We start from the raw sequence: 20,903 nt of genomic DNA, 5'->3' as shown, positions 1-20,903 counted from the left end.
GTAATGGAAATACCCGTCGTGCCCGGTAACTATCGCACTCCAAGGAGTTACTGGTCTAGGCCTTTTCAGGTGTGACGGTCGTCACATTACCCACCCGACTCGGCGCCAATCTCTTGCATTCACTGGACCCGCCATCTATGTTGCGGACTCGTTTCCGGAGTGCTGCTTTCTGTGCGCACCCTTTGAATTCGAACGGGAGTCCGTCGACGGTCACGCCGGCCCACCATCCGGAAATGGTGTCCATTCGCTCCAGAATACGAGGAGGTGTGAAATGGCGCCTTTTCTACTTGGTCGCCAATCAGGGAGTAGGTGTTGTACCGTTAATGTGGCGGGCAGCCGTTGCCGCATTCCCTGTCGTATGGACACTTTCGTACCGGAGTGATCTTGCTGTCACGGAGAAGACTGCTGGCCACGCTGCCTTTGCTGGCCGCCCCGGTGGGCCTCGGCTGCCGAGCGAAGGGTGAGACCGAGCTGGCCCCGATCGCGATGACCTCGCCGGCTCCCCCACTGCGCGGCGTGGATCTGTCCAGCGCTCTACAGGCGGAGTCCGCGGGCCAGAAGTACAAGGACAAGCGGAAGTCCGCTCCAGTGGAGCGCCTCCTCGCCGCTCGCGGCGCGAACCTGATGCGCCTGCGGGTCTGGGTCGATCCCTCGTCCGGCGGCTACGACCTCGCCTCGGCCATCGAGTTGGCCCGCCGGGCCCGCAGCGCCGGCATGGGTGTGCTGCTCGACCTGCACTACTCCGACACCTGGGCCGACAACGCCCACCAGACGACGCCCACCGCGTGGGCGGACATGGACTGGCATACGCTCGCCGCCACCGTCCGCACCTACACGCGCGACACCGTGCGGGCGTTCGCCGCGCAGGGCATCCCGCTGGACATGGTCCAGATCGGCAACGAGGTCACCAACGGCATGTTGTGGCCCAACGGCCGTATCCGCTACCCGCAGGGAGATTACTGGGCCGGCTTCGTCGAGCTGCTCCGGGCCGGTCTTCAGGGAGCCGCGGAGGGCTCGTCGTCCGAGCTGCGCACTCTCGTCCACGTGGACAACTCCGGCGAGGGCGTCGACATCTACTCCTTCTACGACCAACTCGCCGCGGCCGACATCCGGTTCGACGTGATCGCTCTCTCGTACTACCCCTTCTGGCACGGTTCGCTGGCCGCCCTGCAGACCAACCTGACCGACCTGGCGAACCGTTACGGCAAGGACGTGCTCGTGGTGGAGACGGCCTATCCGTGGAAACTGCCGGCCGGGGGCGACGAGGGACAGCACCTCGTGACGAAGGTCGGCCAGTTGCCGGACGGCGCCCGCTTCCCGCCCACCCCCCAGGGGCAGGCCGCCTTCTTCGACGCCCTGCGCACCGTGATCGCGCGGGTGCCCGGGGGGCACGGCCTGGGCTTTCTGGCGTGGGAGCCCGCCTGGGTACCTGGGGTGCCCTGGACATTCGGCGGGGTGAACCCCTACAGCAACCTCACCATGTTCGACTGGTCAGGAACCGGGCTCCCGTCCCTTTCCACCTTCGGCGGCTGAGTGCCGCGCTCCGGGCGGGCTAGGTCCTGTCCGGCCGATCAAGTCGCAGGAAATGGTCGGGCCTTATGAACGCCGGTGAGCGGGGTGTGGTGCGTGCAGCTGCAAGGCGGAGGAGGGAGTCGACGCGGAGCGTCGGCGAGTGACGACAACGCCGCAGATGTGCGTGCCACACCCCGCGTCTGCGGCATGATCGGCCGGACAGGTCCTAGGGGGTGTCGTTTGGATCACCTCGGATCAGGCCGCGGCGCATGGTGCGGTGCATCGCAAGGCGGAGCACGACCCGCGTACTGGACGTACCCGGGTCATGCGACAACGCGGCGAGGTGCCGTGCCAGGCGTCGCGGACCCGAGGTGATCCAAACGACACCCCCTAGGTGGTGCCAGGTCAGCCGGTGTGGTCCAGGTCGTGGGCGAGCGCCCGCAGGACCGGCCCGTACTCCGGGTGCGACAGGGCGGACGCGAACTGCGCGACCAGGTAGTCGGCCGGGTTGCCGGTGTCGTACCAACGGCCCTGGATGACCTGCCCGTACACCGCGCGGCTGCTCGCGTAGGCGTTGATGGCGTCGGCCAGATACACCTCGCCGGTGCGGTGCTCGTACCAGCGCGCGGTCTGCTCCCGCAGCTCGTCGATGATGCCGGGGGTGATCACGTAGCCACCGATGGCGGCGAACGCGGAGGGAGCGTCCTCCGCCTTGGGCTTCTCGACCAGGCCGACGATCCGCAGCAGTCCGTCGTCCAGGTCCTCCTTGACCACGGGCACGCCGTAGCGCTCGGAGTCCCCCGGGGCGATGGGCAGCAGGGCCAGCACCGGGGCGTTGGTCACCTCGTAGGCGCGGATCAGTTGCTGCGCCCGGGGCACTTCGGCCACGAAGACGTCGTCCGGCCAGAGAACGATTATCGGCTCATCGCCGAAATTCCGGGCGGCGTTCAGAACGGGGGTGCCGTTGCCGTAAGGACCGTGCTGGTCGAGGTAGGTGATATGACCTTGCCGGGACAGCTCTCCGACTTCCTCCACGGCGTCCGCGTAGGCGGTCTTTCCGTCGGCACGCAGTCGGTCGACAAGGTCGGGGCTGGGGCGGAAATGGTCCTGGATCACGGATTTTCCGCCGGAGACCACAATGGTGATGTCCGTGATCCCTGACGCCACGAGTTCGCGCACTGTGTGCTCGATCACGGGTTTGTCGCCGACCGGCAGCATTTCCTTGGGTATTGCTTTGGTGAGGGGCAACAGGCGGGATCCGAGCCCGGCGGCGGGGATCACCGCGCGGCGAATGGTGGGGGGCACGGTATCTCTCTCCGTAAAGTGGGATGCCACGCCGAATCGGCCACGGGAATGGCATGGCGTGGCAAGGCAAGGCTGAAGTACGGCTGACGAACGGGCGGAACAAGTGGGGTGTGCCGCCCGCCGAGGGGGAACGTCCATGTTCCCTGTTCCCCGGCAGGCCGTTGCGGATCGCAACGGTCGCCCATGACCCGAATGGTCGGCTTATCGCTGAGCGTCCGCATTTCGGCTGAGCGCGCCTTTGCGTTCATGATCCCGAAGGGGCCGATTTTGGTGGGGTACTGATTCGACCCCAGGTATCAATTGAACCGGCGGCCGCAGCGGCCCGTCAAGGGCACACATCAGATGCGTGGATGGTCGGGAGTGGGGTGAACTGCGCTCTTCAGGCCGGGTATACGTGTCATCGCTGACGGGACGTTCACTCCGGAAAAGCTGTCCCGGTGACCCGGACCGTCTCGGACTCCGGAGGCCTGGCTGCCTCGGCCGCTACGGTCGGCGCCTGTGACGGTGCCGGTGCCGGTGCCGCGGTGCGTGTCGGGCGATCCGGAGCAGGGCCTCGTTTCGCCGGAGCTGCGAAAGCTCGGCCGGCTCGTCGGCCGGCTCTGTCTGCGCGCCGAGGACATCTCCTCCGGCGACCTGCATCTGTCGCTCGTCCAGTGGAGGCACCTCGTCGAGGTCGAGCTCGCAAGGGCCGACAGGCATGAGCAGCACGCGGTAGGAGTGGCAGGACGGCGGGAGCGGCTCCCGCCACATGCAACGCGTCGCCGACAACGGCACGTACAACCGCGTGCATGCCGCGTGCCGCGACTGCCTCAGCTACTTCTCCACGACCCCAAAACATGCAGAAGGCCCAGGCCAGATTGCCTCTGACCTGGGCCTTGTCGGTAGACCCTGTGGGACTCGAACCCACAACCAATGGATTAAAAGTCCTGGCGTGATCTTGCAGGGTGGGTCCGGACGCTGCTTCGATGTCCGGACCCACCTGGTCAGGACAGATGTGGCTCGTTGCACGGTCTTCTCCGTGATGACCTGTGCGGCTCCGTCCGCTCACGCATCGCTCACGCAGAGGAGCACTGTTGAGCAGCCAATTCAGCGTCGTCGCCCAGCCTTCGCCGACTCAACGGACAGGCTGAGGAGCCTGGGTGATCAGCACGACGAGCAGGGTGATCCGGGCGAACAGGACGGCGCCCACCAGGTAGGGGCCGTACTCCTTCATGACGTTCAGGTTGACGGTTCGAGCGGATTCCCACTGTGGCCAGTGACCAGGATCGCGAGAACGCTGTTGTTCGGGGACGATTGCTGGGGTTGCCGTACTTCGCTGCTGCACGGCCACGGACCTGGCTCAGCTGGTTGCGCGGAGCCTTCAGCAACTCCGGCGCGAGGACGGTGACTACGGGTCCATTGACCGCGATCAGTCCGCTGCCGGCGGAGCAGAGTCCCCACGACAGCTGAACGCCGGTCTGGCCGGTCATGGCGATCGCTGAGCCGCATCGGGGACCTCTGCTGCTCTGCAGGAAGCACGGTGGTGGAGTAGATATGCCCGATCCGATCCGAATGCGACTGCCGACGACCCTAGTTGAAAGCCTCTCTGTCAGAGGGCAGTCGTAACCTCAGGGCCATGGTCGTCAACAAGGAAGAGCGTGATCCCGTTCACGCGGTCGGGCAGCCACCGGATCCCGCCGTAATGTCCAATCACCTCATCCTCACTCCGACTAGGCCGGAACTGACGAGAATCACCCTGGCCAAGCGGCATGAACCAGGTTCTGCCTCGACACAGTGATGGCGCGACGAGCGGATAAGGGGCTGGGTGCGTGAAGTACTGGCTGATGTTGACCGAGAGCAGGTCATGGACGTACGAGCGAAAGTTGGAGGAGTGGGACTCGTCTCTCTCTGCAATTACTGATCTTGATGTAGAGGTGGGCGACTCTGTCCTTCTATGGCGCGGCGGGCGGGGTGGCGGCATTGTCGCCATGGGAACGGTCATCAGCACGACTGCGGTGCATTCCAGTCCGTTTCTTCGCTTGAGGCTGGCATCGCAGGAGGACGGTGACGCCCCGGTCCCTACGGAGTTGAAGGTTGCTTTCGAATTCGAAAGGCTCATGCTAGCCACTCCGGTCTCGGCTGAGGTGCTCCGGGCGGCGGGTCTTAACTGGGTGGTGAAAACGGCGCGTTCGGCTGGTAGGGGAAACGAGATGGCCGCGCTTGACCTGACGGACGAGCAGTGGTGCGATCTGCTCCAGCTGGCCGATCAGGTACAGCACCCAGAAGACTTACCTGCTGCATGGAACATTCCACCCGGCACGGTTGTGAAGCGCTCTGATGTGCATGACGTATATGGCGGGAACCCGACGCGCAGGGTCGGAGCCAGTGGTAAGACGCTGAATTCGTTTCTGTTCGTCGACTGCAACAGTGATGGCGAACTCGCGCCACGCTGGGAGGGGTCGGTACTTCTGACGCCTGGACAAAGCCAATGGAGCGACTCGGTCTCCTTGGAGAACTTGTCTGTACTTGCCCATCGACAACGCGGCATTCCCGTGAGGGTCTTCCTGGCGCGACGTGCTGAGTGCCTCTATCTCGGTGAGTTCGCCATCGCCCCAGACCAGCCTGTAGAACGCTGGATGGTTACTGGCAAGCGAGAAGGGCCGAGCTTCGGTGACCATAAGATCGTGTGGGATGTGCGTACGCCGATCCTCCGACTCCGTCAGTTGAGCGGTGTCCCTGTTCTGACGGGCAGCACGGACCGTTTCAAGGAAGCTCCTCGAATCAGCATCCGAGTGCACCCCGTTAGTGATCGGCCGGCTGCTGCGATCCACAAACTTCTGGTCACCCTGCAGGCGGATCCTGCAATCGTTAAATCGCTCGGTGGGCTCAGCGAGGCTCAGTTACTCGCTGGCCTGGTTCAACGTGCACGACGCCAGGCGGACCTGGATGAGCTTCGGGCTGCGGTTGATGACCTCACGACTAGCGAGGCCGACTTACAGAAGATCATCCAGAACATGACCTGGATCTTCGGTGGCGAGTTCCTCCCAGGGACGGCCCGGCGTAATCTCACCCCGCGTGACCAACTCGACCTGTCGTTGCTCCGCCCTGACGGCACCCTGCATGGTGTGGAGCTCAAGAGGGCACACATCAAGAACTTGGTAAAGGTCCAACGCAACCATCTCATCGTCGGGCCCAAGGCCAACGAGGCGGTGGGGCAGGCCATGAACTATCTGGTTGAACTCGACGAAAGACGTTCCCAGATCCTGGTTGACTTTGGTATCGATTGCAGACGCGCTTCGATGACCGTGGTGATCGGTCACAGTAAATTCGTCACCGGCGTCACTCCGACGGAGGTCGATGAGACTATCCGCACCTATAACTCCCATTGGGACCGAGTGAGTCTTACCACTTATGACCGTCTGATCGAGAATGCGCAGAGAACTCTCGACCTAACAGCCCCAGAGCGTTAGGAGCGTCGCTGCACCCGAAGCCTCGGCTTTGCGGGGCACTTCCAGGGAACAGTGCAGCTGAAAACCCTGCAGATAATTAGAACCACCGAGCATAGTTTCCCTAGTCTGCAGGGTTTTGATGGTAAGGCCACAGGTCAGCCCCACTCCCACCATTCGAGGATCAAATGACGAGGGAGAGACGGGAAAGCCCTTTAGAAATGGCTTTCCCGAGGGGTGCAGCCATGGTTTCTGACGTTTTCGATTCGGGGTGACGGCGGCTTGGGTGGTGGGTGTACGCCGGTGGGATGAGGTATCCCGAGGGGTGGCCTAACCGTGGTGGAGAGGGCTCGGCGGGAGCGGGTGCGGTTCCCAAGGGGCCCTCGGGGTGACATTGAGGATGAAGCCAGCCTGACGGACCTGGCTGGCCCGCGCTCTGGAGCAGGGCCCGGCTGCGCACGGCTGGAGTGAGGACCAGCGCTGGATGCTGGCGAGGACTGCGGTGATGGTCGCCCGGCGCTTCCACGTGCCCTTCAGCCAGCCGCAACTGTCAGGGATCCCGCGGCAGATGGGCTTCTCGGTGCCAGGTTCCCATGCATCCGTCCACAGAGCGGGACGAGGTGCAGGTGCGGGTGTGACGGAAGGAGACGTGGGCGCGCGTGGGAAGAAGGTGAGGGGGCAGGACGCGTGGCTGGTGTTCGAGGACGAGTCAGGCCAGGCGTTGCGGCCGCCCAAGGCCCGTACGTGGTCCCGCATCGGAGTGTCACCGCAGGTGAAGATGTCGGGGAGGGTCTCGGTGGTGGGGATAGTCTGCGCGAAACCGGATCAGCGGAGCCCCCGCTTCATCTGGTGCGCTTGTGATGCAGAGTGCAGTGCCGCTGGCCACGTACCGGTTCATAGCTCTGATAACACATTTTTCGTCTAAACTAGGACTATGGGGCGAACCTACACCGAAAAGACGATCAAGCTGCTGTTCGGGACAGCTACTCACTGCGCCTACCCAGGCTGCAACAGCAAGCTGATCTTCAAGGATCGCGAGCTATACACCCCTACAGCCCAGATTGCTCACATTCGCTCCGAAAAAGCGAACGGCCCCCGGCACGACGTCAATTATCCGAGCAGCAGTATTAACGCTTTCGAGAACCTGCTACTTCTGTGCGGAGAACACCACCCTCCAGTCGATAGACATGAATCGAGTTATTCGGTCGAGGAATTGCTCGACTGGAAAGAAGGGCAATCTCGACAGGGTGAGCGTCTCGTTGCAGGGGCGGAACTTGCAGCTATCGAACGTATTCTAAATCGAGAGGCACCGATTACCTCGGATGCTATCTTGAGAGGTCCGATTGCCTCACTCGGACAGGCGGAGAGGCTGCAACAGGCTAACGATCGATTTGATGAGAAGCCCCTAGAATCGGCAGTCCTCTTTGACGAGGTTGCTAGGAATCTTGAGTCCACACCATTCGCGCATCATGCCTCTATCATCAGGAGTCGGCAATGCGCCGCACTGGAGAATGGTAAGAGTTTCAGGGAAGCCGCAAGAATAAGAATTGATCTTGGGTGGCGCAACTATTTCACCGGTGATGTATTTGCCGTCGGCCAGCAGATAAGGAAAGTCGAAGAGTACCAGGATAACCTGCCCGAGCCGATTCTGAGGTCGGTTAACGGATTGGGCTACGCCGCAGCTTACGGGTACGAGCGACTGGTCACCCTGGAAGATATTGCTGAGGCATTTGATGAGATGGAGGACACCGATCAGGGCGCCCTCTATGTTGCAATGATTTTCGCCGAAGAATCAATCGCATGGCGTCGATTTGATTTGATCAAATCTCGCACGTCAATTTTGTCGAGCATGGCGAAGAAAACCACTGGTGACGAATCGGGACTCGCTGTTAAAGCGCGTATCCTTATGTGCCTGGCAGATGCCAACGGTGATTGGGATGAGCTGACCAAGACGGGGCGTTTCACTTTCCCCCTTGCCATTACCTCCTGGATTGCAGCTCGACATGCCCGGCATCTCTCCCTTACAGGCCATCCTGAACAGGCGATGGAACGGTGGCATGACGCTGTAAATGGAGCCGTTTCTGCTCGCCTTAATGATTCTGCAGCCGATTGGCTGTACGGGCTGAGGGCGACCAGGGTTCAATACTGGAAAATGGACGGCGAAATTGATGATCTACATCGGCTTGCTCAAGCTTTGAGAGCATCTGGAAATGGATCCGTACTACCGGAACCGTATCCTCTTGCAGCGCGCGCCCTGTCACAAATCCTTGATCAGAAGTGGCCTGATGCTCTTCAATGCCTGCATCAACATCTTAGGTTCGCTGTCGTCACCGCAAGTTGGAGTGATGAACGCACAGTTCATGAGCGCTTTGGAGATCTTCTAGAAGCCACGGAAAAATGGCAAGAGGCGCCCATTCACTACATCCGAAGTGATGCATCTAAAAAGCTGAAAAAACTTGCTCAGGTTTGGCCGGATCAACCCCTTCTCCTCGAACCACCTAGCGATCAAAGCCCTCATTGGGAAAGGATCGCTGCCTACAAATTTGCCGCCTCGGCAAGCAAGGCTCTTCCCAGAGACGTTGCACGCGCATGGTCAGACTGTGCAAGCGCGGAGATTTCTACGGAACCTCAGGAGTGGCATCCGCAGACAACCTCTTGGTTTTCAGCTTTCACAGCGTTTTCGGCTACCGCGGATGAGGCGTCCTTGGAGTCCTCTGAGAATTTCCTAGACTTCACGGCTAATTGGTTGCGTCGGGAGCCTGGTACACACAGGCGTACAGACGAAGACCTGATCAACGCGCTCGTGAAAATTCATGCGAGCCACGAAGTGTTGCGTAATCGAGTAGTCGAAATGCTGTGTGATGCAATCCTACTTTGCAACGAAGTGGCCAACCGTGCTGTCTATGAGGGGCAAGAAGTCCTGAATGGGAATCCCCGAGTCGTTGAACAGCGACTGAGCGAAGCGGCATCTGATGAGAACCCCTACGCTGCGCTAGCGCTGATTGTAGCCGATTGCGATGTCACTCCAGCCATTGCGATAGCGCGCAAGAAGCTTGAACAATATGTCCAGCCTCTCAATTTCACGCCAGGTGTTTCGACGATTCGGGTTGGCGAAGAGGAGGCTGCACTGCTAGTTACAATCCTCGATGAATCAGACCGTCAAGAATTTGTCGACGCGATGATGGCCAGAGCGCTGGAAGTGCAAGATGTCGAAGTCAATCGTGCTAGCGCAATTGGCGCCATTGCGATTGTTGGACCCTCCTTGCCTAAGGCGGCGAGGAACGCTGCATTCGATTTGTTGATCAATTTCGCTCAGGAGCCAACGGAAAGTGTTGCATCGATGAGTCATGGCGACGACCCATTTAGCCGCTTTAAATTCACGGTAGGCAGCTTTTCTTTGGATGCTATGGCGGTTCGCGCAGCAGGAAAATTGGCGCATAGCGGTGACCAATACACTGAAGTTCAGAGGGTTGCGGTACCACTCCTCTCATCAACCAGTAACTCGACATGTAGTTTAATTGCGAGAATGCTTCGCGATTTGCCTGAGGGCGAGTTGACGATAGATGCCGAAATGCTGGCCACTCATCAAAGCCCTTGGCTCCGGTGTGTTGCTGCGATGACTTGGGCGCGCGATTCCCATAAATGGCCAGGTCTTGGTGAGAGGCTGTGTGTTGATAGGGATCCCGGAGTGCGATTGATGCTCGCAAAGGGTTTGAAGGGTAGAACTGGCTACGAATCAATCATTGAAGTGCTGCGCAATGATTACCGAAGGGATATCCAAAGAGTCTTGGGTTGAAATATTCGGTGCCCTTATGATGTCTGATTGCTTACTCCCGCAAGAACTGAGGTTTTCGGAGTAATTTCTGCCCGCCAGAGCGGCGCGTCCTCAACCAAAGAACTGTATCGAGGACCAGTTGCCGCCAGAGTGCCGTCCTGCCGGTGCACACTTTCTTGTTTCGCCGAGGCTGATGCATTCACGCCGCGCCGCTCGAACAGAGCGGTCCGTCGCATATGAGCGCCGGTCAGCGGTTGGCGCAAATCATTACGGTGAGGACCGGCGAGACTGGTGACGCCTGGCTCTGGCCGATGTCCTCATACCCCCACGACTCATAGAGCACGTGGACCTTTCGGTCCCTTGCGGCCGGCAGGACGGTTTCCATTCTGTCCGGGCATGGTGAACCACGCTCGTCCCTATGCCCATCCGTCCAGCGACACCTGAGGCCCATCGGTGAGATACCGGTGGAGCGCGCTCGCAGTGGTGTCCACGAACTCCTCGGGGATGGCATCGGCATCAACCCAGCAGACCTGTGCGTGCTTGCGTGGCTCACGGTTCTCTGGTTCGCCGGTCCACTCGTGTGCGGCGAAGACGACGGTGAGGAAGCCGTTGGGAGCCTCGACGCCCCAGGCTCCGTGGATGATGTGGGCGACCTTCAGGGACTCCGGTTTCACGATCAGGCCGGTCTCCTCGTACAGCTCCCGTACCGCGGTCTCGATAACAGGCTCGCCGGGTTCGCTCTTGCCGACGGGGAGGTCCCACATGCCCTGGGCGAACTTGGCGTTCCGGCTCCGTTGGAGGAGGACGACGCGGTTGGTGGCCTTGTCGTGGACGATGACGGCGGCGACCAGCAAGGTCATGGATTCGAGGGCGGGTGGCAGGGCTTTGGGCTGGTCGTCGGTGGTCCGCTGAGCCACGGCTGGTGTCCCTTCGTCGGCCGGTTGGTGGGCAGCTTAGGCCAGTGCTTCGCGTGCGCGGCGGGCGAGTTCGGCGGCTCCAGGTACTTTGCGGCGCTGGTAGACGGAGAGGGTGGAGCGGAGTGAGGTGATCGCTTTGCGGGTGCGGTCGGAGGTCATGCCTTCCATGAGGGTCAGGGCCTGTGCCCAGGCGGCGACGGCCTCGTCGGCGCGGGCCTGGGCGGCGAGGCTGTCGCCGAGGTCGGCGTAGGTGAGGGCGTGGACGCGCTTGTACTTCTCGGGGTCCCAGCGGATCAGGGCGTCGCGGTGCTGTTGCTCGGTGCCGATGTGGTCGGCGAGGTCGGTGAGGGTGCGGGCGGTGTGGCTGGCGACGGTGCCTGCGGCCGGGCCGCTGACGCGGGAGTAGCTGGGCTGGGGGTCGTCGTCGCGTAGGAGGGCGTCTTCGGCGGCGAGCAGGGCGCGGGCCGCCGCGGGCCTCTCACCGACGGCAGCGAAGGCGCGGGCATGGGTGATGTGGAGGAGCGCCTCGGTCTGGCCGTCGACGTGGCCGAGGCCGCAGGTGAGCGCGCCTTCGACGAGGTCGACGCAGTGGTGGGGCTGCTTGAGGCTGAGGGCCTGGTGAGCGAGGGCGCGCATCATCCAGGCGGCGTGGCCATGCGGGTCGGCTTCCCAGGCGAGCTGGTAGCCGACCTGGTAGTAGCGCTGGGCGGCGCCTTCCTGGCCAAGGTCGTGGTGCTTCCACCCTGCCAGGTAGGCGAGTTCGGCCACCGCGCCAAAGGCTGCCCGTCGTAAGGCTTCGCTCGGGAAGCGGCTCCGGAGCATAGGCGCGGCGGTGTCGGCGAGGTACGCGGTGACCGTGGTCAATCCGTGCCCTCCGCCGAGGCGTTCGTCTGCCGCGCTGAACGCCGCAGTGATCTGCCGTACGACGTCCACGTCGTCCGCTCCGACCACGGACGTGCCAGTGCGGGCACGGAGCATACGAGCGGTGGCCTCGTGGTCGTGGGCAAGCGGCATGGCGACACCGGCGGTGGTGAAGGCCGCCACCGCAAGGAAGCGGCGGCGCTCAACATCAGCCCGGCCGAGGTTAGTTGCAGCTACGACGGGATCCCCTTCGGCTGACTCCTCGCCATCCGGTACGCGTAGACCGATCTCGGTCCGGGTGATGATGCGGCCCGTTCGGCGTGACAAGGCTTCGGCGAGGTACTGGCCAGTTCGGCCGGTGGGCTGGCGAATGCCGTTGGCCCAGTGAGAGACGGCCGACTTGTTCGTCTGGAGGATCTCGCCGTTCTCGGCCGCGATGCGCCGGACGTCTCTCGCCAGGGCCTCGTAGGTGCAGCCGGTCGCGGCAATGGTGTCACGCAGGCGGGAGTTGGGGTCTCTCGGCGCTGCCACGCTCGCCTCCCGTCCGGGTCTGTAAACCGCGTATACCGCTTCAACTGCCCCTCACCGTACCCACTGTGCGTGACGGAGTGTTCACTAATCATCAGCCGCCCGGCCCCGATCCGACACCGTGACCAGGCTCCCCCTTCGGCCGGGCGGCCCCGAAGTTCCGTACACCTAAACCGGGTTCGGGCATTCCTGTGCCCGGACCCGGCCGATCAGAGACGGAGACACGGTGACCACCATCGACACCGCGGCCATCACGGTCGTACTGCCCGAGGCGTTCGACGAGCGCTGGAGCCGCCTGCCCGGCATATAGATCGACGGCCGGCGCATTACCATCGACCCCGCCGAGTACTTCTTCCGCTTCGAGTCCAGCACGTGGCTCGTCGCCGACTGGGAGCTGGTCAAGTCCCAGCTCCTGGACGTGGAGGAGACGACCGCGAGCGCGGTCGAGCAGCTCGCGCTGGAGTTCATCAAGACCCACGCCAAGTCCACCTCGGACGATGCTCGGGTGCTCGCCACCGCCTACGAGGTGTACGCGTACCTCTTCCGCGACGAGCACCTCCCCGCCCTCGGCCTGCCGCAGTTCACCGCCGACCACCTGCGGATGCTGCGCGAGGCGGCCACGCTGATGGCGCTCAACAAGGTCGAGTTGGACGGACACATCTCCAACGTCGGCCCGTGCTGGTTCTTCCCCGCCGCCACCTCCGTCGTCTTCGACCTGGACGACGAGACCGGCAGCATGCTCGACGAGGTCTACCACGGCGGCTGGTTCAACGAACACCGCCGCATCGAGTCCATCAAGGCCCACGCCGCCCTCGGCGGACGGCTCGTGCACGGCTGCCAGTCCGTGCCCGACCAGAGCGGTGGCGTCGTGGCGCCCTACGGTGCCTCGATGAACGCCTTCCGCGACGACCTCGCGGCCTTCAAGTCCGGGTGGATCGAGCAGGTCTACGCCCACCGCGTGAGTCCTGCCGCGTAGCACCATCGTCCTGGCTCCGGGGTGGGCCGGCACCTCTCGCCCGCCCCGGACGCCACCAACTCCCTGGAGCCTCCACGTGACCGCGAACCCCAGTACCGAACTTCTTGACAACCTGCTCACCCTGGCCGGCCGGACCACCGCTGTTCGCGAGGAGGTGCGCGTGTGGTCCATGTCCGGCGTCGAGCGTCTGACCTTCCCCGACGGCGCCACCGCCATCTTCAAGTACGCCAAGAGGCCGTTCGACGGCGAGGACCAGGCCCTCCGGCTGGCCCACACTCTCGGTGTCCCGGTGCCCGCCGTTCGCGCCTCCGCAGTGCTGGACGGCTGGCTCGGGATGCTGCTGGAAGACCTCGGCGCTCCGATTCGCGAGGCCGACGACCTCGACGGCGCAGCCGCGGCCGTCGTCCTGCACGGCACCCGCACCGCCTCCGCCCTGCCCGTCCTGGATCAGGAACGGCTGCGCACCCTGCCGAGCCGAGCCCTGGAGCACCTCGGCCGACTCCGCAAGGCCGACCGGTGGCAGGACGCGGCCGACGTCGAAGACGCGCTCGACCAGATCGCCCAGGCAGCTGAAGCGCGCTCGGCCGGTGCGACCGTGGCTCCTTTCGGCTGGGTGCACTCCGAGTTCCACCCCACCAGCCTCCACATCGGTCGGCACGGCTGGCGGCTGCTGGACTTCGCCCGCGCCTTCACCGGCCCCGGCCTGCTCGACCTCGCCAGCTGGCACGGCACCCTCGACGCCCCCGACCCCGTACGCCTGCGGGTCTTCCTGGACACCTACGTCACTGAAGGGGGCACCCCCGACGCCCTCACCGAACGCGGCGGGTTGCCCGCCGAGCAGTGGGCGCTGGGCTGGCACCGCATGTGGGCCGTCGAGTGGTTCATGGAGCAGTCCATCCGCTGGATCAACGACCCGGCCACCGACCCCGCCTACATCAAGGCCGTACGCCGCCATCTCACTGATGTCCTCCACCTCCTGGAGGTCTGACGTGCTCGCCCAGGCATCCCCCTGGTACGTCCACGCCGTCCAGCGCACCACGGCCAGCCCCGCCGAACCGCTGTCCGTACCCGCCCGGGTGGAATGGACAACCCGGCCCGGCAGCGGACCCGGCGCCGAAATCCTCGGCCCGGACCTGCGCCACGAGCGACTGCTGGAACTCGGCTGCGGCCCCGGCCACAACGCCGCCCACCTCGCCACCCGCTACGGCGCCCAGGTCACCGGCGTCGACCTCGTCGGCCTCCAGGTCCGCCGAGCCCGCTCGCACTACGGCCGGCTAAATAACCTCACCTTCGTGGCCGGTCACGCCCTGCACTACCTGCAAGCCTCTGATGAGCAGTTCGACGCCGTCTATTCGGTCTTCGGGGCCATCGGTCTCGTCGCCCCAGAGTTGCTGCTCCCGGCAATCGCCCAGCACCTCAAACCCGGGCGCACTCTCGCCTTCTCGGTTCCCCACCCTCAGCGCGGCGGCCTACGCCCCACCATCGACGACCGACCTCGCCGCGACTTCGTCACCCTCCCCGACCGCACCCGACTGCCCATCGCCCGCTGGGACTTCGACGCCGACCGCTGGGAGAGACACCTCGACCGCGCCAGCCTCTGGCTCACATCGGCCCAGGAGTTCCACGACGCCCGCCACGGTGGCCGCTGGCCCACCACCCTGCTGATCACCGCGCGCAAGCTCTGACCCCCACCCCGCTCCCCTGGGAGAATCCGATGCGCCCGCCCTACCTCCTGCTCGACGTCGACGGCGTCCTCATACCTTTTCCGGACGCCGAAGGGGCCAGTCCGACAACCCACAACCGGCACGAAGTCGTGCCCGCTGACCGGAGCGCTGACGACCTGGTCACCATCTGGCTCAACCCTGCACATGGCCCCTTGCTCATGCAGGTAATCCGGACCGGCCTGGTCACCCCCGTCTGGTGCACCAGCTGGCGCCACGACGCCGCCACTCTGATCGGCCCGCTCCTCGGCCTCCCACCCCTGCCGTTCGTCGACCTCCCGCGCCCGCAGATCACCAGCAGCCACCCCAACGGGTATCTGTGGAAGCGCGATCACGTCGACACCTGGCTCGGCGACGCGCCAGTCATCTGGATAGACGACGACTTCACCGTCCTCGACCACGAATGGGCGGCGGAACGCGGCGATCGCGGCCAAGCGACCGCGCTTGTCCAGCCTGATCCCCACGTCGGTCTGCTGGCCGAGCACTTGGTCAAGGTCCTGGCCTGGGCCGCGCTGTTGCCCAGTGCACGGGCCGATGTTTCAGCCGTTCCACATGAAGCCGAAGCCGCATAGCGCGGACAAGCCGCAGGACGCGCTCGTGCCTCGCCACCGCGAAAGGCGAGGGCGCTATCCCGGCTTGGCAGTGCCGGCTCGGCAAACGAAACGTTTCCCGCCTACCGACGCTGTTGATGCCGCTGTTCAGCAGTTGTCGCCGCTACCGGTGAAGGCTGGGGCCCCCGGCTCTGCTGGACAAGCGTCGAGCTTGCAATAGTCGAGCGTCGGCGGGCGGCTTCGGCACGGCGGTTGGGTGCCGGGTTTCGGCCGGTGTGCTGGATGCGGGTGATGAGGACGCGGGCGGGTTGGCGGGCGGTGGTCAACTCGCGCTGGGCAGCGGCTTCCTTGAGGAGCTGGTGGGGTTGGTGGCCACGGGCTTCGGCGTCGACGAGGACGGTGGCGAGCGCAGGCCAGGCCGGGTCGGCGAGGATTCGCTCGGCGTGGTCGGGGACGGCTGCTCGTACGTCGCTGGCCAGAACTCGGCGGGCTTCCTCCTTGGGTGGGCGGGCTGTGAGTTCAGCGAGTGTCGGGGCGAGCGCGCGGTCGCCAGCTGCCTGGAGGTGCTGGACGGCCTGGCGGGCGGCGTCGGCCTGGTGGGCGTGGTTCTTCGCTTCGTGCCAGCGCCCGGCGACGATGGCGGCCCAGACGAGGGCCGCGACCAGGGCGGCCAAGGCGCTGCCGTCGGGTCCGGTGGCGGTGTGCACGATGTCGCGTGCCGCGCGGCGCAGGGCGTGGGCGGCTCGGTCTTCCGCCCGGACCTGGGACCGTTGGGCTCGGGCGAACGCCTTCGAGGCGGCTTGGAGTTCGGCGCGTAGATGGGCGGGTGCCTTCTGGGCGGTGACTTCGAGCAGTTCTCCGAGGGCGGTGATGTGGGCCTGTGCGTGGCTGTCGTTGGCGAGGTCGGTGTGGAGGGTGTCGAGAGCGTCGGCGGCTTGGTGCCAGGGGGTGCTGGGGTGGTTGCGGCGGGCGGTGGGGTGTTCTTCGGGCCGGCTGGATTCGAGGCGGGCCTTGATTTTGGGCAGGGAGAGGTCGGGAGAGATCTTGCTTCCGGGGTGGTAGATCTGCTCGCCGGCCTCGTTGACGTCGCCGGGGCGGCCGGCGGCGTAGCCGAGGAGGTCTCCTGACGGGCCGCGCCGGACCTGGACCTCGATGCCGCCGGCTTCGAGGTAGGCGATGAATTCCTCGGCGTTGGTCACGTGGGGGATGGCCGCGCGGACGCGGTCCTGGAGCCACTCGGGGCTGGGCTCTTCCCAGCCGAGGCGTTCGGCCTTGTGCATCTCAGCCTGAGTGGGGCGCCGGGCGGCGGTGCGGTCACCCTTCTTCAACCGGCGCAGCCCATAGTCCTTCTCAATCTCACGGCAGGCGTCACCGACGCGGAGGCCGCTGCCGTGGAACTTGGGACGCCGTCCGTCTTCGCGGACGGTGGTGGCGAGGATGTGGATGTGGTCGTCGGCATGGCGTACGGCGATCCAGCGGCAGCCCAGGTCGTCACCGGCCGGGGCAATGCCGGCGGCCTGGACGATGCGCAGGGCGATCTCGCCCCACTCGGCATCGGAGAGGTGGCGGTCCTCGGGGGCGGCACGGACAGGGCAGTGCCAGACGTGGTCGGTGACCTTCTTGCCGAACTCGCTGTTGCGCAAGGAGACCGGCTCGTCGAGGTAGTGGCCGAGTTCGGTGAGGGTGGCGTTCTCGTCGCGGCCGGGGTCGGGCATGCCGAGCATCGCGAAACCCGCCACGATGTGCGGGTCGAAGTGCTCGTCGTGGGTTCCGCGACCGTACAGGTATGCGAGCAGTCCCCGGGTGTTAGTCCCGGCGGGCTTGATGGCGGCGATCACGCTGGTCAGACCTCCCGCGGGTCGGCAGGCTCGCGCAGGGCCTCGGCGATCAGCTCCAGCAGGCCGTGGAGTTCGTCCAGGCGCTGACGTATGTCGGGTGGGGTGTGGTCGCTGTTGAGGGCCCGGGCGATCTGGTTGACGTTGACGCCAATCCGGTTGAGCTGGCGCAGGACCTGGGCGCGGAACATGTGGGTGCGGCGGCGGTCCTCGGACAGGGGCAGGTTGGCGGTGAACCGGCCGGTGACGAAGGCGAGGACGATGTCGGCGGCGAAGCCTGAGTCGCCCTTGTACCCGTGCTCGGCAGCGGTCTCCTGGAGCTGGGTGTGCTCGTCGCCGGTGAAGCGTAGAGGGCCGACTCGTACGACTCGCTTGGCGCCGGTGAAGCGGCGGATCGTGGGCTGGATGCTCTGCGCAGCAGGCTCGCCGGCGGTGACGGCTGGGCTGTCTGCGAGGCGCAGGACGGCTTGCTGGACGGAGTGAAGCGTGTCCAGGTCGGAGCCGCCCTCGGCCCCGACCCCCTGGCCCGGCGCCCCCTGGCGCCGGGCCGTCTCCGCACCCCCCGGGGCGGAGACCCCCGAAGACCGGCCATGAGTCGGACTCGGGGTACTACTGGCTCCGCCAGGGGCAGCCCGTCCCAACGCCTGCCGCAAACGCCCCAGCAGCGTAGGGGACTTCACCTGAGGCAGGGGATCGTCGGGAGTGCGGTCGGGGTGGTCCGGGTGGTGCGTCACGAGCGGTTCTCCGGAAGTGGTCGCGAGGGCAGGTGGGGCGCAGGGGCGGGGTCAGCAGGGTGTTGGTGATCGGGGCCCCATCCACAGGTGTGCATAAACGGAGGGCGGGTGGGGCGGTGGCCGACGGGCAGGGGTGACCGGAAGCGGTTCCGGCCACCCCGTAGGGATTCCGGTCAGTCGCTGTCCGGACCTGATCCAGCAGCTTCGATTTCGGGCCGGAGGATCTCCATCACCTCGGTCTGCCGCTCACTGCCGATCGTCAAGTCCCTGTCCTTGACGGCCTTCCGGAGAAGGGACCGGCTGAGCGTGCCGTGCTCAGCGATAGCGATCCGGCCGATCTCCACAAGTTCCTCAACCGTGGCGCTCGCAGGACGGCCACCGCGCGGCTTGCTCTCCGAAACCCGGACCGGTGGTTCCGGCGGCCCGGCGGACGTGATCGCCACCATGTCGGCGGGCTGTACGGAAGGGGTGTCCGCATGGCCTGCGGGTTGATCGACGAGCTGGTGGATCTGCCGCATCAAGACACCGAAGGCCAGCAGCGCGGCGGTCGGGGGAACTGCGGCGACCACGTAGTCGAGCAGGGGCACGGCGCCGGTGCCACCCGTGCCGCTGACACCGGCCACGTTGAGCGCGATGGAGCCGACCGATCCGGTGGCCGTGAGAGCGATCGCCCCCTTGTCGGTCACCCGGCGCAGGCCCGCGCGGAGCATGAGCAGTTCGCCCGCGACGATGAACGCGTCCAGGGTCGCCGGCCAGGCCCACTGGCGGGCCGGGGAGCTCTTGAGGCCGTGTTGTCCGGCGACCTCGGCGAGATGCGCGTACGAGAGCCAGAACCCGCCGGCCGTGAGGGCCACGATGACCACGCCCGCTGCGATGAGCGTGAATCGCTCGGCAGCCTGCTTGGTCAGCATCGGCCGTCCCTCGTCGAGGCGGTTGTCCTGGCGGCTGGAGGTGGAGAGCTTGGTCAAGCGGGGTGCTCCTGGGCGTTGGCTGTGTGGTCCGTCTTTGCCGTCTTGGCCGTTGCAAGCGCAGGTCAGGACAGGTACGGCATGGGGTTCGGTCTGCCGTCCCGGCCGATGCCGGAGACGTTCTCCGACCTGTTCGGCCGGGACGGCGTAGTGGTGTGGTGCCGTTCCGGCGACTGCCGCCCTGGCCTGCGGCGATACGGCGGGGACGCACGGGACGGCACAAGACGGATCGGGACGTGGTCCCGGCCAGGCAGCGCGCTCATCAGGATCACGTTGCCGTCTTGGCCCCGGTTGCCGTCTTGTCTGCATGCCGCTTGACCTGCAAGATCACGGCAGGGACGGCAGGGACGGTCACCCGGGGGTGCGGGGCTCAGCCCGAGGCGGGGGCGACGGGCTCGGCGTCCACCGGGTGGACGGCGGGGCAGTAGCGCCGCCACGCGTCGAGGAACTTGTTGCGCATGTAGCCCTTGCGCTGGGTCCCGTCGACGAGACGGACGTTGCCGGGCTTGATGACGTACGGGCCCAGCATCCTCGCCAGTTCGCGGGCATCCAGCCCGTTGCGCCCCCACTCCGCCCACGGCGCCTCGACATCCTGGCGCAGGTGGTACAGCAGCTCGTCCGTGGAGAGGCTGTCCACCTCGCGCTGGGCGGCGAAGACCCTGCGGATGTCGGCGAGAATCCGGGCTCCGCCGGGCCGCTCCTCCTCCGCCTCGACCTCTGCGGCCACCATCCGCGCACACGCCGTACGGGCCCGACGGGGCCAGGACCCGGCAGCGAGGTCGGCGATGATGACCAAGGGTTCCCAGGTGTCGGCGGCCCGGTCCTCCACCGGCAGGGCCGGTTCCACCTCCGCCGCCTCGTCCAGCAACGGCCGGGCCCATGCGGCGATGCGGTCCCGCAGTTCATGGAGCCCGGGGATGTCGCGGCGGGAGCGGAAGGGCTTGACGTGCTCCCCCTGGGCGCGACGGCGCATGCGGACCACGATCGACCGGTCCATGATCGTGTCGGGCAGGTCACCGATGCCCGCGAGCGCGGCCATGGCGAACGTGGCGAACCGGTGCGGGGTGTGGTCGTTGCCGACGACCCGGGTGACGTACCGGTTGCGCTGGTGGCCGGCGTTGAGCAGGCCGCGCATCTCCTCGTTCTTCTCCGCCTGCTTCGGCGTGCCGAAAATGGTGTCCGCCTCGTCCACCAGGAGCGTGGGCGGCTCCTCGGTGATCGACCGGAAGACCGCAGCCGGGGTGGTGTTGATGGTGAGCATCGGCTCGTGGACCGTCTCGGTCAGCACGTCCAGCAGCCGTGACTTGCCGCACCGTTTCGCCGGCCCCACCACCGCCAGGCGGGGCGCGTGCTGCCATGCGGGCTGCAGATGTGTCGCCGCCGCCCACAGCGTGACCGCGTCCAGTGCCTCCGGCGAGGGCAGGATCACGAACTTGGCTATCCGCGCACGCAGTTCGTCCAGCAACGCCGAGCCATGGGTCGGCTCCGGATCCGGCGCAGCCTCCTCGGCGGGCTGATCCGCCGAAGTGGCGTCAGGCGCAACGTCGTTGGCGGACATCGGGGCTTCACCGGCGTGGTGGCCGAGTTTGCCGGGGAGGGTGACGGGCGGCCACGAGGGCTTGTCGGAGTCGGAATAGGGCTCGGCTCCCGCATGTTCCACGGGGCAGCTCCTCGTCTGGCGGTGGCGGGCTTGTGCGCCCTTGCCGCCGGGTTGGTTCTTCCAGGGCCGGTCGGGGTTGCTGGGGTCTCCGGCGTTGCATCGCCGGGGACCCGCCCCCTTCTCGCGGGCACCAGG

15 protein-coding genes and 1 pseudogene are annotated in these 20,903 nt (G+C 65.4%); 7 read left to right on the top strand and 9 right to left on the bottom strand.

The annotated features are described in order from the left end of the window. Positions 1–378: 378 nt before the first annotated feature. Entirely contained in the window at positions 379–1,533 is a 1,155-nt protein-coding gene (locus AB0N66_RS33080) for a glycosyl hydrolase 53 family protein (protein ID WP_365441964.1), read from the top strand. 384 nt (positions 1,534–1,917) lie between these two features. On the opposite strand, the gene AB0N66_RS33075 is transcribed toward AB0N66_RS33080, so the two are convergent. Then, a complete protein-coding gene (locus AB0N66_RS33075) occupies positions 1,918–2,817 on the bottom strand; it encodes a UTP--glucose-1-phosphate uridylyltransferase (protein ID WP_365441962.1) in 900 nt (299 codons plus the stop codon). 1,808 nt (positions 2,818–4,625) lie between these two features. On the opposite strand from AB0N66_RS33075, the gene AB0N66_RS33070 reads away from it, so the two are divergent. Together AB0N66_RS33070 and AB0N66_RS33065 are read left to right on the top strand one after the other, a co-directional pair. Beyond that, positions 4,626–6,266 (top strand): Shedu anti-phage system protein SduA domain-containing protein, encoded by a 1,641-nt coding sequence (locus AB0N66_RS33070; protein ID WP_365441960.1) that lies wholly within the window; start codon positions 4,626–4,628, stop codon positions 6,264–6,266. Between the two features lie 910 nt (positions 6,267–7,176). Continuing rightward, complete coding sequence (locus tag AB0N66_RS33065; RefSeq protein WP_365441958.1) at positions 7,177–10,038, top strand: hypothetical protein; 2,862 nt, start codon at positions 7,177–7,179, stop codon at positions 10,036–10,038. 226 nt (positions 10,039–10,264) lie between these two features. Here AB0N66_RS33065 and AB0N66_RS33060 read toward each other — a convergent pair. From AB0N66_RS33060 to AB0N66_RS33045, 4 genes and pseudogenes are all read right to left on the bottom strand, one after another. Further along, a pseudogene (locus AB0N66_RS33060) lies at positions 10,265–10,393 on the bottom strand (GNAT family N-acetyltransferase); the annotation flags it as partial. 40 nt (positions 10,394–10,433) lie between these two features. Further along, positions 10,434–10,934, bottom strand: coding sequence for an NUDIX domain-containing protein (locus AB0N66_RS33055; RefSeq protein ID WP_365441956.1), 501 nt, complete (start codon positions 10,932–10,934; stop codon positions 10,434–10,436). A gap of 36 nt (positions 10,935–10,970) precedes the next feature. Continuing rightward, the gene (locus AB0N66_RS33050; RefSeq protein ID WP_365441954.1) at positions 10,971–12,326 is read right to left on the bottom strand and encodes a tetratricopeptide repeat protein; all 1,356 of its coding nucleotides are present in this window, start codon (positions 12,324–12,326) and stop codon (positions 10,971–10,973) included. A gap of 165 nt (positions 12,327–12,491) precedes the next feature. Further along, on the bottom strand, positions 12,492–12,725 hold the full coding sequence (locus AB0N66_RS33045) for a hypothetical protein (RefSeq protein WP_365441952.1): 234 nt from the start codon (positions 12,723–12,725) through the stop codon (positions 12,492–12,494). On the opposite strand from AB0N66_RS33045, the gene AB0N66_RS33040 reads away from it, so the two are divergent. The 4 genes from AB0N66_RS33040 to AB0N66_RS33025 all read left to right on the top strand — a co-directional run bounded on the left by AB0N66_RS33040 (position 12,634) and on the right by AB0N66_RS33025 (position 15,592). Continuing rightward, the gene (locus tag AB0N66_RS33040) at positions 12,634–13,299 is read left to right on the top strand and encodes a hypothetical protein (protein ID WP_365442002.1); all 666 of its coding nucleotides are present in this window, start codon (positions 12,634–12,636) and stop codon (positions 13,297–13,299) included. The two genes, AB0N66_RS33045 and AB0N66_RS33040, sit on opposite strands and share 92 nt — an antisense overlap. A gap of 76 nt (positions 13,300–13,375) precedes the next feature. After that, the gene (locus AB0N66_RS33035; RefSeq protein ID WP_365441950.1) at positions 13,376–14,287 is read left to right on the top strand and encodes an aminoglycoside phosphotransferase family protein; all 912 of its coding nucleotides are present in this window, start codon (positions 13,376–13,378) and stop codon (positions 14,285–14,287) included. Position 14,288: 1 nt separating this feature from the next. Further along, the gene (locus AB0N66_RS33030) at positions 14,289–14,984 is read left to right on the top strand and encodes a class I SAM-dependent methyltransferase (protein WP_365441948.1); all 696 of its coding nucleotides are present in this window, start codon (positions 14,289–14,291) and stop codon (positions 14,982–14,984) included. A 29-nt stretch (positions 14,985–15,013) separates the two neighbouring features. Further along, on the top strand, positions 15,014–15,592 hold the full coding sequence (locus tag AB0N66_RS33025) for an HAD domain-containing protein (RefSeq protein ID WP_365441946.1): 579 nt from the start codon (positions 15,014–15,016) through the stop codon (positions 15,590–15,592). 101 nt (positions 15,593–15,693) lie between these two features. Here the strand turns inward: AB0N66_RS33025 and AB0N66_RS33020 are convergent, their stop codons facing one another. The 4 genes from AB0N66_RS33020 to AB0N66_RS33005 form a co-directional block, all read right to left on the bottom strand. After that, a complete protein-coding gene (locus AB0N66_RS33020; protein WP_365441944.1) occupies positions 15,694–17,409 on the bottom strand; it encodes a relaxase/mobilization nuclease domain-containing protein in 1,716 nt (571 codons plus the stop codon). 5 nt (positions 17,410–17,414) lie between these two features. Continuing rightward, positions 17,415–18,140, bottom strand: coding sequence for a plasmid mobilization relaxosome protein MobC (mobC, locus tag AB0N66_RS33015; protein ID WP_365441942.1), 726 nt, complete (start codon positions 18,138–18,140; stop codon positions 17,415–17,417). 173 nt (positions 18,141–18,313) lie between these two features. After that, positions 18,314–19,108, bottom strand: coding sequence for a DUF2637 domain-containing protein (locus AB0N66_RS33010; protein WP_365441940.1), 795 nt, complete (start codon positions 19,106–19,108; stop codon positions 18,314–18,316). 370 nt (positions 19,109–19,478) lie between these two features. After that, positions 19,479–20,768 carry a DUF3631 domain-containing protein gene (locus AB0N66_RS33005; RefSeq protein ID WP_365441938.1) on the bottom strand — a complete coding sequence of 430 codons (1,290 nt, stop codon included), beginning with the start codon at positions 20,766–20,768 and terminating at the stop codon, positions 19,479–19,481. Positions 20,769–20,903: the final 135 nt, after the last annotated feature.

The sequence above is a fragment of the Streptomyces sp. NPDC093544 genome, from assembly GCF_040683495.1.
Lineage (GTDB): Bacteria > Actinomycetota > Actinomycetes > Streptomycetales > Streptomycetaceae > Streptomyces.
This window is presented reverse-complemented; position numbering and strand designations above follow the sequence as displayed.

Coding starts and splice junctions, on each gene's coding strand:
- AB0N66_RS33065 (WP_365441958.1), top strand. CDS start 7,177: ATGGGGCGAACCTACACCGAAAAGACGATCAAGCTGCTGTTCGGGACA.
- AB0N66_RS33025 (WP_365441946.1), top strand. CDS start 15,014: ATGCGCCCGCCCTACCTCCTGCTCGACGTCGACGGCGTCCTCATACCT.